The organism is Solibacillus palustris, from assembly GCF_022549215.1.
Taxonomy (GTDB): domain Bacteria; phylum Bacillota; class Bacilli; order Bacillales_A; family Planococcaceae; genus Solibacillus; species Solibacillus daqui.
The window spans coordinates 13,785-29,758 of sequence record NZ_JAKZFC010000005.1; the positions used below are offsets into that span (position 1 = coordinate 13,785).

Here is a 15,974-nt window from a genome sequence, read left to right on the forward strand (position 1 = left end):
AATGAAAAATCGTGCTTATAATAAAGCACGATTTTGAATATCCTCTTATTTTAACACAATATTGTTAAAGAAATCCCTAGTAGTTGCATCTGGTGCGTCGCCTTCAACACGCGCAACCTCTTCACCGTTTTCAAAGTAAATCATTGTCGGTGTTGCTGTAATGTTGTAAGTGTTCCAAGCTTCTTGGAATTCTAATACGTTTAATTGGTCGACTTGAATACCTAAATCTTTGGCGATTGGCATCATTTTTGGTGTGTAGTTTTTACAGTGTGAACATTCTGGACTGAAGAAGTAACCCACAACTCCTTCACCTGATGCAATTTTATCAGCTAATGCATCTGGTAAAATGATGTTTTGGTAATTTTTATCGTCTAGTAAATCGATTGTCGATTGTCTTAATTCTTCTGTTTCGTATGGATTATCTTTTAGTTTGTCAGCATTTTTCATGTTCGTTAGGACGATAATCGCGGCAAATAATAAGACTACGACTGCGCCAACAATAGCAAGTTTCTTCATGTTATTTCTCCTCCTTCAAAACTTTTAACATATAAAAACTAGTTGCAGCAATAATGACGAATGCCGTTAATGCTAAAAATGGAATTGTAATAAATCCAAGCCAGTTAATATATTCACCTGTACATGGTACGCGACCACATGCAGGTGCGGAATCTTGTAAAAAATCAAGTTTTTGCAAGCTGTAATGGTAAAGGGATGTAGCCGCCCCAATACTAGAAAATACAGCCGTTGTTAATGCAATTTTTGCATTTTTTTGGATGTAAGCAATAGTCGTAATAAGAACAATTGGATACATAATGATGCGTTGGTACCAGCAAAGGGTACATGGTTCGTAGCCTCGTATTTCAGAAAAATACAATGATCCAAGTGTCGCTGTTAATGACACGACCCAAATCATGAGTAAGGCATTTTCAAGTTTTTTTGACATTACTTATACCTCGTGTTTCAAAATTTAACCTGCATTGATTATAGTTTGAATTCAAGAAAAAATCAATTTATGGAAATGCAATGAAGAAGCTTAAAAAAATTGCTTAAAATGAAATTGTTACGTTTAATAAATGCTATGAAAAGGAAAAGTTTAATAGTAAAGGGGGAATTTTATATGACCGATGCTTTAGACATTTCGAAATTTGAAAAACCAATGATTATTCGTAATATGACAACAGAGGATATAGAAGCAATTTTAGAAATTCAGCGCTTATCGTTTCCTGGCATGGAACCATGGGAACGGGCACATTTATATAGTCATTTAACGATTTTTCCGGAAGGGCAAATCGTAGCAGAATTGGACGGCAAGGTAATCGGTTCTTGTTCGAGTTTACGCATCAACTTTGATGAATACGATGACCGACATACGTGGAATGATATTACCGATAATGGCTTTATCACGAATCATGATCCAAATGGTTATAACTTGTACGGCATTGAAGTGATGGTCCATCCAAAGTATCGGCGTATGAAGGTAGGCCATCGTTTATATGAAGCACGAAAAGATTTAGCACGTTCATTTAATTTGAAATCAATTATTATCGGGGGACGGATTCCGAATTTTCATGTGCATTCAGAGGAAATGAGTCCTCGTGATTATGTGGACGCGGTAAGCCGCCATAAAATTTATGATCCAGTGTTAACGTTTCAAATGATGAATGGTTTTATATTGATGCGTATTAATCCGAATTATTTATCGGACGATGTTGCTTCAGGGAAGTATGCAACGTTAATGGAATGGAATAATGTTGATTATCGTCCGCATTCGAAACGCCATTTTAAGACGAGCTATCCTGTACGTATTTGTGTTGTACAATACATGATGCGTGCAATCGATTCATTTGAAGATTTTGCTAAGCAATGTGAGTATTTTGTGGACGTTGGCTCGGATGCAGGGTCGGACTTTGTTGTATTTCCAGAAATTTTTACAACACAGCTGATGAGCTTTTTAAATGAAAAGTCCCCTTCACAGGCAGTGCGTAAATTAACGAAATATACACCGGAATATATGGAGTTGTTTACGAGCTTAGCGGTTCGATACAACGTGAACATTATTGGCGGCTCACACTTTGTAGAGGAAGAGGACGAAGAAATCTATAATATTGCGTATTTATTTAGACGTGATGGAACGATTGAAAAGCAATATAAAGTGCATATTACGCCAAATGAACGTAAATGGTGGGGGATAAGCAGTGGTGATAAAGTAGAAGTGTTCGATACGGACTGCGGGAAAATTGCGATTCAGATTTGTTATGATATTGAATTTCCAGAGCTAGCGCGCATTGCAACGGATATGGGGGCCAATATTATTTTCACACCGTTTTGTACCGAGGACCGTCAAGGCTATTTACGCGTGCGTTATTGTGCACAGGCCCGCGCAGTGGAAAATCAAATTTACACCGTTATTTCGGGAACGGTTGGCAACTTACCTGAAACGGAAAACATGGATATTCAGTATGCTCAGTCTGGTATTTTTGCGCCAAGTGATTTTGAGTTTGCGCGCGATGGCATTGTAGGTGAAACAAGTCCGAATTTAGAGATGGTACTCATTGGTGATGTTGATTTGGAAATCCTGCGTCGTCAGCGCCAAGACGGAACGGTGAAACACTTAAAAGATCGTCGCCATGATGTGTACCGTGTCGATTATTTGAAATAATACACGATGGGAAATTCTGCTATTGTAAAAGGTGGCAGAATTTTTTTCGTAATTGAACGAAAGTGAACGTAAAAATGTCTAATACATAAAGGAGGGCTGATTATGGATGAGCAGCAGTTAATAAAAAGTGCCATTGCCGGAAATGAAAATGCCATTGTTACACTTTTAGAACGATATGAAGATGGTTTTTATAAAATTGCTTTTTCCTATTTAAAAAATGAGCATGATGCAGTTGATGCCATTCAAGAAATGACGTACCGTTGCTTAAAAAAAATACATACCGTCAAACAACCTGAATACTTACACACTTGGCTTATACGCGTATTAATTAATATTTGTTTAGATATGAAAAAGAAACAAGCTCGGTATGAGTTGAAAGAGGAACTAGAAATTCCGAATGAAGAGGCACAGCCTTTAGAGCTCGCTGAAGTAATTGCCGAACTCCCAATTGAACAACAGGAGCTCATTTTTTTACGATACTTTAAAGATTTAAAAATGAAGGATATCGCACAAATCCAACAAGTTTCAGAAGGTACCATTAAATCCCGATTGCACTATACAATAAGAAAACTCCGAGGGCTGTTAATAGAAAGAGGTGAATGATAATGGATGACAAGTTAAAAAAATATTTAGAGGAGCTTAATACGCCTCACGAAGCATTAGCACAAGCAAGGGAGCGTGCTTTACGAATAAAAAGAACGGAACAAAAAAGGCGTAAAAGATGGACGGTTTCTTTAATAACCGCTGCAGCCATCTGCCTGTTCATTTTATCAATTCGTGTTTCACCGACAATCGCATATGCAGTTGCCAAAGTTCCGGGCTTACAAACGATTGTGGAACTCATTACGCATAATAAAGGATTTGAGGATGTCTTAGAGCATGGCTATAACGAGAAGATTTACGCTACCACTGAGCAGGAGGGCATTAAAGCAGTAATTGAAGAGGTAATAGCAGATGAAACAGGGATGTTTATTATGTATCGTTTAAGTAGTGAGCAAGATTTACAAAAATATAAAGATATGCAAATTGAAGTGTTTCAAAATGGCGAACTTGTAAAAGCTGCTGTGACGTATAGTAACTTTATCAATGAGGAAATTTATGAGTTTGCGAATACAATTGAAATTGCTTCAAGTGAAGGCATGGACTACAGTCAACCAAACTTCGAAGTGCATTTCATTTTAAAGGACGAAACAATTCGCGTCCCATTTACATTAAAAAATAAAATTAAGAAAACAAAAGTTTATACACTAAATGAACAGTTAGAAATTGATGGGCAACGATTTACGGTAAATGAGGTTCAGATTTCACCGCTTCGTGTAGGCATTGAAATTACAATCGATCCAACAAATGACCAACGTATATTAAGCTTTAATTCACTTGAACTATTAGATGAAAATAATGAGGTGTGGGGTAAAGTTTCGAATGGCATTTCGGGAATGGGCTCAATGGATGAACAGACGATGACCCATTATTTACAAAGTAATTATTTTAGAGAGCCAAAATCATTAACATTAAAAATTGCTGAAGTGGAAGCATTACCAAAAGGGCAAGATTATATAGAAGTTGATTTTGAGAAACAGCAAGTCGTCTTTGCTCCAGATTTTATTGATTTATCAAAAGTGGAAGTATACCCAATGCAAGTGAGAGTACAATATAAGCCTGCTAATATGAGTCATTATCGACAATTATTTGGTGAGGCTGTTGATGCAACAGGGAAGGTGCTAGGCGAAAAAAGTTCTTCTGTTTCAGGGATAGATGAAAAGTATCATGAAGCGACAGTTAGCTATGATTTAGAAAAATACCAAAATCCAATTAAGATTTATTTCTATAGCTATCCGAAGTATTTAAATGGGACAGCAGAAGTAACGATTCCATTACAAGATTAACTTAGCAAAGCGGCATTAGCGATAGCATATTACTTCTGCAGTGTTCGAATTATATTACCACTAGGGGCTGTCCAAAAAAGTCATCACTTTTTGGACAGTTCAAACCTCGTGCAGTAATATTCCGCTTTAGGCGGTGGTCAGAATAGAAACGAATGCTAAAACCGTCACATCGTGTGACAACGCATTCATGACCACCCTCCACCCTCGGCAAAAAGGGAGTGTCCCAGAAATACTCCTCGCACACTCCCTTTTCATTCAAAAGTATGAGGGAGATTGCGATGCTAGGCGTTTGCTTGCGTGATATGATAATAGAAAGCGCAATGAAAAGGGACGAATGCCAATGACGAATAATCATTCTAATATTGCAATACTAAAAGAAATTGCTGAGCTGTTAAACGAAGAAACCGAAATGATTCCGATGTTAAATGGCGCATTATCAAAATTTTTAAGCGGGACGAAATTTGAAACAGGCTGGATTTTCTTTATTGATGAAAAGGGAAAATCCGAGCTTGTTGTAAAGCAAAACTTACCCGATGCGCTTAGTTATAATGATTGTCAGCATTTAAAACGCGGCGGATGTTGGTGTGTGTCACGTTTCCGCAATGATGAACTAAAAAAAGCTTCGAATATTATCGAATGCCAGCGTATTGAAGGTGCGATTGAAGCAAATGACGGAGATCATAATGACATTACACACCATGCGACAGTGCCATTGCAATCTGGACAAGAACGTTTTGGCATACTCAATGTTGCATCACGCAATACGGTGCGTTTTACGGATGAAGAGCTTGATTTACTTGAATCCGTTGCGTTTCAAATGGGCTCGGCCATTAAGCGTATTTATTTAACAAATGAGCAGCAAGAAATTGCACTCGTACAGGAACGTAACCGTTTAGCACGTGATTTGCATGATTCCGTTAATCAACTATTATTTTCTGTGACATTAACAGCTCGTGCAGGTATTGAAATGACGGAGCAAGAAGAGTTAAAAGAAACGTTCAAAGATATTCAGCAGCTCACACAAGAGGCATTGACAGAAATGCGAGCACTTATTTGGCAATTACGTCCAAAAGGGCTGGAAAGTGGGCTTATTGAAGCAATTAAAGTTTATGCGGAAATGATGAACTTACAATTATCGGTCAATGTAGCAGGTGTTATTCAATTGCCGTCTCGCGTGGAGGAAACACTGTTTCGAATCGCGCAAGAGGCACTTAATAACGTGCGAAAACATTCCGGTGTAACACAAGTCCAAATTTTCATAAATATAACCGCAACAGATGTATTGCTAGTTGTAAAAGATGCGGGACAGGGCTTTAATGTTGATGCAATCGATGACATTCCATCAATTGGGATTCAGTCAATAAAAGATCGTTCGCAAGCGGTTGGTGGAACGGCGGATTGGGTAAGTGAGATTGGTAAAGGGACAGAGCTATTAGTCCGCTTGCCGTATTAGGGGGAGTTACAATGATTCGAGTATTAATTGCAGACGATCATCACGTTGTACGTCGTGGATTATTATTTTTCTTAAAAACGCAAAAGGATATTGAAGTGGTTGGTGAAGCAAAAAACGGTGTAGAGGCAATTGAGCTTGTCCAAAAGTTTGCACCAGATATTGTACTAATGGATTTAGTTATGCCAGAGATGGACGGCATTCAAGCGACGAAAAAAATTAAGAGTAAATGGCCGGATATTAAGGTATTAATGCTGACAAGCTTTTCTGATAAAGACCATGTGCTGCCCGCCATGGAGGCAGGGGCATCAGGTTATCAATTGAAAGATATTGAGCCGGATGATTTAGTGGAATCGATTCGTCAAATTATGCGCGGTGAAAATACATTGCATCCAGAGGCAACTACGCAGCTAGAAGAAGGGTTACGGGAAGAGGAAAATAAACCGCATTTTATTAACCCATTAACACCACGCGAACAAGATGTACTTGCAGAGCTAACAAAAGGGAAAAGCAATCGTGAAATCGCTTCATCACTATATGTAACGGAAAAAACGGTAAAAACGCATATTTCGAATATCTTTACAAAGTTGCAAGTACAAGACCGTACACAAGCTGCTTTATATGCAGTTAAGCATAATTTAACAGAGCCAAGTGAAAACGCATAATATGATTCAACCCTATTTAAATAGAAGAAGCCCGCACTTTCTACTAAGAAAATGCGGGCTTTAAAAATTATTCTTTGTCTGACGTTTCAAACTTAGGTAATTTTGTAACTTCTAAATACAAAATGTGGTGACCATCTAACTCGGTAACTTTAAATTTGTATCCTTGCATTTCAATTATATCGCCTAGCTCAACATCAAAGCGTTGCGTCATGAACCAACCACCGATTGTATCGATGTCTTCATCTTCAATGTCTGTTCCTAAAATGTCGTTTACTTCTTCTAGCAGCATTTTAGAATCAAAGATATAGTGGTCTTTTGCGATTTCTTGAATTTCAGGAATTTCATCATCATCAAATTCATCTTGAATATCACCGATGATTTCTTCGATAATGTCTTCGATCGTTACTAAACCAGATGTACCACCGTATTCATCCATTAAAATTGCCATATGAATGCGTTCATTTTGGATTTTTAAAAGTAAATCACTAATTTGAATTGTTTCAATAACACGGATAACAGGTTGCATATATTCTTCAACCTTTTTATCACCATTTGCTGGATTTTTAATATAAGCGGTTAATAAATGCTTCATGTTAATTAAACCGATAACATGGTCTTTATCGCCATTGGTAATCGGATAACGTGTATATTGCTCGATTCCCATTAGCTCAAATACTTCACGAATTGTTTGATCTTTTTCGATACTAATAATTTCAGTTCGAGGAACCATAATCTCCTTCGCAATGCGTTCAGAAAACTCAAAAATACTGTTTACGTATTCGTATTCAGAGGAGTTAATTTCTCCTCCTTTATAGCTATCTGTTAAAATCATGCGAAGCTCTTCTTCAGAGTGTGCTGCTTCAGATTCAGAAATCATTTTTAAACCAAAAAGTCCTGTTAATGCACGTGCTGAACCATTTAAAGTACGAATAAAAGGATACATGATGTTGTGGAACAAAATAATTGCGCCTGATAAACTTAAAGTGATTTCTTCTGCTTTATGAATTGCAAGAGTTTTAGGTGCTAATTCCCCTACGACAACGTGTACAAACGTTACGAGTGAGAAGGCAACAATAAATGAAAGAACGGATGTAACACTACCACTTAATCCTAAAAATTCGAATAGTGGGTGGAGAATAATTTCAAAGGTTGGTTCTCCAAGCCATCCAAGTCCAAGAGCGGTAATTGTAATCCCTAATTGACAAGCAGATAAATACTCGTCAAGATTAGTGATGACCTTTCTTGCACGAATTGCTTTTTTGTTTCCTTCAGCAACGAGCTGATCGATTTTTGTCGTTCTTACTTTAACTATTGCAAACTCAGTTGCAACGAAAAATGCCGTAGCGGCAATTAAGATAGCAAATACTATCAACCTAATGGTTAGTTCAATACCTATGTCTACGTCCAAATATATTCCTTACTTGCGGCACAAATGGGCACGGCAAATAAAGAGTACACCTCCTAAAAAAATTTTAATACTACAATGATAAAATATTTATGCTAAAAAAACAAATTATGTTATTTGAAATGTTAGGGGGTTTTGTGCATACACTAAAAAATAATGTATTAAAAATTGAATTATCAGTAATTTAATGGTAATCTATTGAACAAGTAATTATTTGAATAGATGAGAAATTTATTTTAAAAAATGCCAGCAAATAAATTCTCTAGCCAGCTATTTTAATAATTTACTTGAATGCGCATAAAGTGAAACTTTGCTCGGTGAGGGATTTATCCCTCACCGAGCATTAGTTTTCACCAATCGGGCTTTTAGGGACAGTTTGCTTCTTACTGTCCCTTAATGCGGGATAAAGAGAGCATCCTCAAAAGTGAGGGTGCTTTTTTTCTTAAAAAAATAAGAACGTATAAAATTAATAAATTTTTTTAAAGTGTCTAGGCTAAAGCGCCAGCCCCTCGCACCATTAGATCCCTCCTGCAAAAGTGTTGGTGCGTTTACTTTTGCGTCGAGCTCTCCAATGTCTGAGGCTCACACGATGTGAGACATTGGGGGCATGCCACATGGACGTGGCGTTTTGCCCACTCGGGGCTGGAAGGGCGCTATAGCGCTTTTCTCATTCATTCATAAACGTGGAATAACATCAACTCATGTACCATTTTTTCTACGTTGGCAAGTTCGTCTTGTTGTGGGGCATTACCAATGAAGCGAATACTGCCATCTTTATAATAGTCTGCAGTAAATCGCTCATTTTTAAAAAAGAAACTAACAGACCAGCCTGGAATTTGGCTGTTTTCAAATAGTGGTTTATAGCTAAAATGTTGAATCATGAAACTTCCCTCCCGATTTAATCGTACAAGAAAGTAGTCAGTTGTTGCAATTTTTGTTTGAAGAAATTAATAATAGAATAGATATAGATGAGGAAAGAGTGAGATCAATGGGAGAATTTATTACGCTATTACTTTTACTTGGTGTCGTCGGTGCGGTCGTTGGTGCAGCAACGAACTACATGGCGATTAAAATGCTATTTAGACCGTATAAGCCGATTTACTTCAAAAAGTGGAAGTTACCTTTAACACCAGGTCTAATTCCGAAGCGTCGTGGTGATTTAGCGATTCAATTAGGCAAAACAGTAACGGATTATTTATTAACACCTGATACGATTAAAAAGAAATTTTTATCTACAGAAGTGCGAGCTAGTGTATTAACATTTGCGCAGGACAAGGTGAAACAAGAAATATTTACGGATGAAAAAACGATAAATGATTGGTTGCATTTAGCCGGAATTCAAACATTACCACAAACGGTTGAAGGAAAAGTGGATGAAATTATTCATAGTCAATTGATGTCGGTGAAAAATACATTATCGTCAAAAGCGATTCGTGAAATTTTACCGACTGATTTAGAGCCTGTATTAGACCGTAAAGTGGATGAAGCGGTTGAGCAAATTTTACAAAAGGGTGAAGATTATTTCTTATCACAAGAAGGCGCAATGGCAATCAAAAATATGCTTGATGACTTTTTATCGACTAAGGGTTCATTCGGTGGCATGATTCAAATGTTTTTAGGCGATTCAACATCACTTGTTGATAAAGTGCAGCGTGAGCTTGTGAAATTTTTACAAGCACCAGGCACAGCGGCGTTATTACAGCGAATTTTTAGCTCAGAATGGGAAAAAATTAAAAATCGTCCAGCGATGGACTTTATGAATGATGTAAACTTTGATACGATTGAGTATAGCATCCAAAGCTATGCAAAAAATGCACTAGCGATTGAATCACGCTTAGACAAAACGATTAATGATTATTGGCCACAAGGAATACAATGGGTAACGGTTGAGCTATTACCTAAAGTCATGGAGAAGTTGTTTATCGTAGCAGAAAATAAAATTGAAGATGTGTTAAAACGATTAAATTTAGCGGAAGTCGTGCGTGAGCAGGTGGATTCATTCCCGATTGCTAAATTAGAGGAGCTTGTACTTGGTATTATTAGCAAAGAGCTCAAGCTAATCACTTGGTTAGGTGGTATTATTGGTGGTCTTGTAGGGGTTATTCAAGCAATTGTCGTCTTGTTGACGAACTAAAACGAGAAAGAAGGATTTAAGATGATTAACATTTATGAAGATATTAATAAACTTCAAGCAACATTCCGCAAAACAGATGAGTTCGAAAATCTACAAAAAGCGGTAGATGCAGTACGTGAAGATGAAGAAGCAAAGAAACTATTCACAAATTTCCGCGATGTACAAATGAAGATGCAAGATAAGCAAAATGCAGGTGAAGAAATTACAGAAGAAGAATATGTGTATTTACAAAAAGTAGCTCAATTAGCGCAACAAGACCTGAAAATTTTAGCAATGCTAGAAGCAGAAATGGCTTTAAGCGCAGTTATTCAAGAAGTAAACCGCATTATTACACAGCCAATCCAGTCATTATACGACGGACTATAAGATAAAAGGCTCACACAATTGTGTGAGCCTTTTATAATGAAATAGAGTGTTTTGGGAATTTTTTTGAGTATTTGCGAATGCTCTCTGAAAAGCTAGGATGCTTTGTAACGAGCTTAGCAATTTGCATTTCGTCTGTATAAAGTAATTGATAGTTAAAGTGTTGTGAAAAGAAATGTTGCACATTTTCATAAAGGTCGTTTAATGAAATCGCGCCAAATAATTCGTCGCGATCAATCAAGAAAATTAAATCGCAAGTAGTTGAATTATTTGCATAAGTAACATTTATTGTAATGTAAAATGTACGCTCATCGCAGCGATTTATATCAAACGTATGAATGCCGATAGAAAGTTGATTTACTATATCAGTGAATTTCTGAGTTGTAAAGTTTAGTGGTCGAACCATCATTGCTACCTCCATTTAATAGTTGATAATAAAAAGTATAGAATATTCTATAAAGTTAGTCTAATGAAATATAGTAAAAAATTACCATGTTATTACTATATAGATAGTGGAAACCCCTTTGTATCCTAAATTTATAACTAATTTTACAGATGAAAGGTTAAAATTAAGTTAAATGACTATTAAAAATTGGTAATTTTTTTAAGGTGGATACGAGCGCGGAAATTTCTACTTCATTTCATATAGAAAAGTATCAGTCGCATTGGTTTTGCTAGAAAGGTGTTTTTCAAAAAATATAAGCAGTATTCGTTTATTCCATTTCATTTTTTGTTACAATGAGATGGATTTTGTTATTAGTAATTAAGAAACTAGGTTTTTTTAGGGAATATCCATATTAGAAAAGACATTGATTTTCGCTATTATGCGCGAAATCTTTTCTAATCTTCATTTAGATAGGAAAGTAGAGAATAAATAATGAAAACAATTCATATAAATGAACAATTTAAAGAGGATTGGACACGCGTGTTAAATCATATTGCCAATCTGTTTTACGAAGACTCGGTCATTCAAATTGAAAACGATGGTGCGGATATGACATTAGCTTTTGAGCATTCTATTGATGCCTCGTTTACAATTCACACGGCGGCAGAATTATTAGTAGATGGTCAAGCCTTTACAAGTAGCTATTCGATTGGTTATGCAACGGAAGGTACTGAAAAAGAGCAAAGCATTCGTATGAAGCGTGCGTTATCGCATGTCATGCTAGATGTGTTAGAGCAATATTCAGGGATGACACAGCAGTGGGGCATTTTAACGGGAGTTCGTCCTACGAAGCTGTATCACAAGTACCGTAAAGCAGGGAAGTCTGATGAAGAAATCGCAACAATTTTAAAAGAGGATTTCCGAATTTCTGATCAAAAAATCGCACTCATGAAAGCGATTGTTGAGCGTCAAATAAAGGTCATTCCAGATTTAGATGAGCTAGGACGAGAAATTTCGATTTATATCGGGGTACCTTTCTGTCCTACAATGTGTGCATACTGTACATTCCCAGCCTATGCGATTCAATCCAATCGTAAAGCGGGCCGAGTTGAGAAATTTATCGACGGTTTGCACATTGAATTACAGGAAATGGGTAAATGGCTTACGAAGAAAAATATGCGCATTACATCGATTTATTGGGGTGGAGGTACACCAACGTCAATCGAAGCGCATGAAATGGATGCACTTTACAAAACGATGTTTGATGCCTTCCCAAACCCTGAATCGATACGAGAAATTACGGTAGAGGCAGGTCGTCCTGATACGATTACACCAGAGAAAATTGAAGTGCTGAAAAAGTGGGGCATTGACCGTATTTCAGTAAATCCACAAAGTTATACGCAAGAAACATTAAAGGCAATTGGCCGTCATCATACAGTAGAGGAAACCATTGAAAAGTTTTGGCTATCACGTAATTCAGGCATGAACAATATTAATATGGATTTAATCATAGGCTTACCAAATGAAGGGATTGAGGAATTCCAGCATTCATTAGAAGAGTCGGCTAAAATGCAACCAGAAAGCTTAACGGTGCATACATTAAGTTTTAAACGTGCATCGGAAATGACGCGTAACAAAGACAAATATAAAGTAGCTGACCGTGATACAGTCGCACAAATGATGCAAATGGCAACGGATTGGACAGCTGCTAATGGCTATGTCCCTTATTATTTATACCGTCAAAAAAATATTTTAGGTAATTTAGAAAATGTAGGATACTGTAAACCGAGTGAAGAATCGATATACAATATCGTTATAATGGAAGAAGTACAAACGATTTTAGGTGTTGGTTGTGGTGCATCCTCGAAATTTGTACACCCAGAAACAGGTAAAATTACGCAATTCCACAATCCGAAAGATCCAGCAGCATATATTATGACATTTGAAGATGCCATTGCGAAAAAAATAAAAATATTAGATGAGATGTATTCATCCTAATACAATCGAGAGTGAACTGTTACATCTGCAGCAGTTCACTCTTTTTGTTCTGAGTAAGAAAGTGGAGGAATCCACAAAACTGCGACACGGTTTTATTCCGAATGTGTTTTTCTATTCGTCTAATGTTGTGTACACTTAAAGGGAGTATAAGAAAAGGATTTGACAATATGAAAAGATTATTATGGTTTGTACTAGCCTTGTTATTGATGCTAGCAGGTTGTACAGACTTGGAGGAAACGAATACGCCAGCAGTATCAGGGAAAGAAATGGCAGTACATTTTATTGATGTCGGACAGGGAGATTCGATTTTCATAGAATCCCCAAATGGTAAAACAATGCTGATTGATGGTGGGGTAAAAGGCGCCGGGAAAACCGTTGTAGATTATTTACATGCACAAGGTGTGACGAAACTTGACTATGTAGTGGCAACACATCCAGATGCGGACCATATTGGAGGGTTAATTGCTGTACTGAATTCGATTTCAGTTAAAGAATTTATCGATTCAGGAAAAGTTCATACGTCTCAAACATATGAGGAAATGCTGACATTAATACATAACAAAAATATTCACTATACCGTTCCAACGACAGGAGATACAATAGCACTTGATTCGGTAGTTAACGTAGATGTATTGGCAAGTGATGATAATGCAGTCGATAATAATGATGCTTCAATTGTCTTGCGTGTGGCGTACCAACAAATTTCGTTTTTATTAATGGGTGATGCCGACCATGGCATTGAACAACAATTATTAAATTCAGGAGTTGATGTCGAAGCGACAATTTTAAAAGCTGGGCATCATGGGTCAAATACAAGTAGTTCGGGTCAATTTATAAAAGAGGTAAATCCATTGGCGACAATATTAAGCTATGGTCAGGACAATAAATACGGTCATCCACATGCGGAAGTAGTAGATACACTTAAACAAGCAGGTAGTGATCTTTATGGCACTGCAGAATCAGGAACTATTGTCGTAGCAACTGATGGGGTTACCTATGATGTGAATGCGAAACAATGGACTGGCATTGGTGCAACAAGTTCAATTACTTTATCAAAGTCAGACAAGGTAGAACTTATAAGTAAAGATTTACAAACTGAGATTGTAGCCATTCAAAATAATAGTAACGAAACAGTAAACTTACAAGGCTGGAAATTGATTTCGGTCGAAGGCAATCAAGAGTTTAACTTTCCAAACATCAATTTAGTACCAGGTAAGAAAATTTATGTGACAAGTGGAACTGATGCCAAAGCGAGTGGAAATGCGCTTGAATGGACGAAAAAGCAAATCTGGCTTAACTCTGGTGACGCCGCAAAATTAAAAAATGCGAAGGGAGAAATCGTTAGTGAGCTACCATAAAAAATATACATTAGACCGTTTTGAAGGAGATTACGCGATTTTTTTGCAGCATCCAGATGAAACAAAGCAGCTATTGGTTCATCTGGGAGATATAGGGGTAGAAGTTAAACAAGGCGATATTGTTACTATTTATGACAACGGTCAAACTTACGAAGTTCAGGTGTTAAAACAAGAAACAGCCAATCAAAAACAACATATTACAAATTTAATGCAGCAACTACGTGAGAAGAATAAATAGTAGTTGATGAAAGGGCGTCCAATAAGCAAATTTTGAATGAGCCTTTTCGTATCTAAAATTTAGAAAAATCAAAATGAAATAAAAATAAACGCTTTATTATGGTAAACTATTGAGGTATATCATTATAGTTTAGGAGCAAATATCATGGCGATTAAAACAATTATTTTCGATTTAGATGATACGCTGTTATATGATCAAAAATCTGTTAAAACAGCGTTTGAAAAAACATGCGAATATGCAAGTACTGTCAAAAATGTTGACTCGATTACCCTTGAAGAAGAAGTGCGTAATGCGGCACGTGCGTTATATGAAGGCTATGAAACCTATGATTATACAGTGCTAATTGGCATCAATCCATTTGAAGGCTTATGGGGAACATTCGATGACCCAACGCCACAATTCCAACAAATGAAGGGAATTGTACCGAGCTATCGTGCACAGGTGTGGACGAACGGTTTAGCGGCACTTGGTATTGATGATGCGGAGTTTGGTGCAGAGCTTGGCGAACGCTTTGTAGAAGAACGTAAAAAAGCACCGTTCTTCTATGAAGACACATTTGCTGTATTAGATGAATTAAAAGGGAAGTACCAGCTTGTATTATTAACAAACGGTGCACCAAGTTTACAAAATTTAAAATTAGAAATTACACCAGAAATTGTTCCTTACTTTGACCATATTGTCATTTCAGGTGACTTCGGAAAAGGAAAGCCGGATGCATCGATTTTCGAATTTGTCATGGAAAAGGCAAATGTTTCAAAAGACGATGGCATTATGGTGGGTGATAATTTAATGACAGATATTTTAGGTTCATCTCGAGTGAATATGCGTAATGTTTGGATTAACCGTGAGGACAAGCCAAAAAATCCTGATGTTATGCCAACATATGAAGTATCATCATTAACTGAGTTTTTACAGCTTGTAAAAACACTATAAAAACTAGGAAAACGCACAAAAATTTGTGCGTTTTTTGCATAATTAAAAACCCAAATAGAGAATTTTCTGAAAATTTATGTTATAATAGACACATGAACAAATGAAAGAGGTTTTTTTATGGGTAACTATGAGGCATGCAGCTGTGAAAACTGCGGACGTACAACAGAATATGTACAGGTGAATTTAGTGACGATAGAGCGTCATAGCGCCAATTTGTGCTTAGCATGTGCACATGTGTTATCAATGCCTCCACAGCAAGAGCGTTTTTTTAAACTTGTACGTAAAAAAGACGTAAAAGAGTCCAACGAAGAAATGCAAAAAGCGCACCGCTTGTTATCGAGCTTAATATCTGTAGGTACGGTGTTTGTTGCAGGGATTGTGCTAGCTATGGGTGTATCACAGGGATTCGATGTAGTAAATTTGCTACCAAGTGCGTCTAGTATTATAGCAAATCAAGAGCCATTAACATTTATACAACTGAAATCGTTAAGTTAAAAAGT

General features: G+C 36.9%; 17 protein-coding genes. 12 read left to right on the plus strand and 5 right to left on the minus strand.

Translation table 11 applies throughout. The annotated features are described in order from the left end of the window. Nucleotides 1-45: 45 nt before the first annotated feature. Nucleotides 46-516 carry a thioredoxin family protein gene (locus LZ480_RS12955; protein ID WP_241369853.1) on the minus strand — a complete coding sequence of 157 codons (471 nt, stop codon included), beginning with the start codon at nucleotides 514-516 and terminating at the stop codon, nucleotides 46-48. Nucleotide 517: 1 nt separating this feature from the next. Beyond that, nucleotides 518-943 carry a disulfide oxidoreductase gene (locus tag LZ480_RS12960; RefSeq protein ID WP_241369854.1) on the minus strand — a complete coding sequence of 142 codons (426 nt, stop codon included), beginning with the start codon at nucleotides 941-943 and terminating at the stop codon, nucleotides 518-520. Between the two features lie 174 nt (nucleotides 944-1,117). On the opposite strand from LZ480_RS12960, the gene LZ480_RS12965 reads away from it, so the two are divergent. From LZ480_RS12965 to LZ480_RS12985, 5 genes are all read left to right on the plus strand, one after another. Then, nucleotides 1,118-2,659: a carbon-nitrogen hydrolase family protein gene (locus tag LZ480_RS12965; RefSeq protein WP_241369855.1), complete on the plus strand. Its 1,542-nt coding sequence runs from the start codon at nucleotides 1,118-1,120 to the stop codon at nucleotides 2,657-2,659. 102 nt (nucleotides 2,660-2,761) lie between these two features. After that, nucleotides 2,762-3,262 (plus strand): sigma-70 family RNA polymerase sigma factor, encoded by a 501-nt coding sequence (locus LZ480_RS12970; protein WP_241369856.1) that lies wholly within the window; start codon nucleotides 2,762-2,764, stop codon nucleotides 3,260-3,262. 2 nt (nucleotides 3,263-3,264) lie between these two features. Next, nucleotides 3,265-4,545 carry a DUF4179 domain-containing protein gene (locus LZ480_RS12975; RefSeq protein WP_241369857.1) on the plus strand — a complete coding sequence of 427 codons (1,281 nt, stop codon included), beginning with the start codon at nucleotides 3,265-3,267 and terminating at the stop codon, nucleotides 4,543-4,545. A 340-nt stretch (nucleotides 4,546-4,885) separates the two neighbouring features. Beyond that, complete coding sequence (locus tag LZ480_RS12980; protein WP_241369858.1) at nucleotides 4,886-5,998, plus strand: GAF domain-containing sensor histidine kinase; 1,113 nt, start codon at nucleotides 4,886-4,888, stop codon at nucleotides 5,996-5,998. An 11-nt stretch (nucleotides 5,999-6,009) separates the two neighbouring features. Then, nucleotides 6,010-6,660, plus strand: coding sequence for a response regulator (locus tag LZ480_RS12985; protein WP_241369859.1), 651 nt, complete (start codon nucleotides 6,010-6,012; stop codon nucleotides 6,658-6,660). A 67-nt stretch (nucleotides 6,661-6,727) separates the two neighbouring features. Here the strand turns inward: LZ480_RS12985 and LZ480_RS12990 are convergent, their stop codons facing one another. Next, entirely contained in the window at nucleotides 6,728-8,032 is a 1,305-nt protein-coding gene (locus LZ480_RS12990) for a hemolysin family protein (RefSeq protein ID WP_241370213.1), read from the minus strand. Between the two features lie 704 nt (nucleotides 8,033-8,736). After that, entirely contained in the window at nucleotides 8,737-8,946 is a 210-nt protein-coding gene (locus LZ480_RS12995) for a YheE family protein (RefSeq protein WP_241369860.1), read from the minus strand. A 107-nt stretch (nucleotides 8,947-9,053) separates the two neighbouring features. Between LZ480_RS12995 and LZ480_RS13000 the strand changes: the two genes are divergently transcribed. Beyond that, a complete protein-coding gene (locus LZ480_RS13000; RefSeq protein WP_241369861.1) occupies nucleotides 9,054-10,199 on the plus strand; it encodes a DUF445 domain-containing protein in 1,146 nt (381 codons plus the stop codon). A gap of 21 nt (nucleotides 10,200-10,220) precedes the next feature. After that, nucleotides 10,221-10,565: a YlbF family regulator gene (locus LZ480_RS13005; RefSeq protein ID WP_241369863.1), complete on the plus strand. Its 345-nt coding sequence runs from the start codon at nucleotides 10,221-10,223 to the stop codon at nucleotides 10,563-10,565. 31 nt (nucleotides 10,566-10,596) lie between these two features. Here LZ480_RS13005 and LZ480_RS13010 read toward each other — a convergent pair whose 3' ends face one another. Beyond that, nucleotides 10,597-10,971 (minus strand): hypothetical protein, encoded by a 375-nt coding sequence (locus tag LZ480_RS13010; protein ID WP_241369865.1) that lies wholly within the window; start codon nucleotides 10,969-10,971, stop codon nucleotides 10,597-10,599. A gap of 468 nt (nucleotides 10,972-11,439) precedes the next feature. Between LZ480_RS13010 and LZ480_RS13015 the strand changes: the two genes are divergently transcribed. From LZ480_RS13015 to LZ480_RS13035, 5 genes are all read left to right on the plus strand, one after another. Next, nucleotides 11,440-12,945, plus strand: a complete 1,506-nt coding sequence (locus LZ480_RS13015; RefSeq protein ID WP_241369866.1) for a coproporphyrinogen III oxidase — start codon at nucleotides 11,440-11,442, stop codon at nucleotides 12,943-12,945. 167 nt (nucleotides 12,946-13,112) lie between these two features. Then, entirely contained in the window at nucleotides 13,113-14,303 is a 1,191-nt protein-coding gene (locus LZ480_RS13020; protein WP_241369867.1) for an MBL fold metallo-hydrolase, read from the plus strand. Beyond that, nucleotides 14,290-14,541, plus strand: coding sequence for a DUF3006 domain-containing protein (locus tag LZ480_RS13025; RefSeq protein ID WP_241369868.1), 252 nt, complete (start codon nucleotides 14,290-14,292; stop codon nucleotides 14,539-14,541). The genes LZ480_RS13020 and LZ480_RS13025 overlap by 14 nt, the downstream gene beginning before the upstream one ends. 144 nt (nucleotides 14,542-14,685) lie before the next feature. Then, a complete protein-coding gene (locus LZ480_RS13030; protein WP_241369870.1) occupies nucleotides 14,686-15,474 on the plus strand; it encodes an HAD family hydrolase in 789 nt (262 codons plus the stop codon). A gap of 117 nt (nucleotides 15,475-15,591) precedes the next feature. After that, entirely contained in the window at nucleotides 15,592-15,969 is a 378-nt protein-coding gene (locus LZ480_RS13035; RefSeq protein ID WP_241369871.1) for a DNA polymerase III subunit delta, read from the plus strand. Nucleotides 15,970-15,974: the final 5 nt, after the last annotated feature.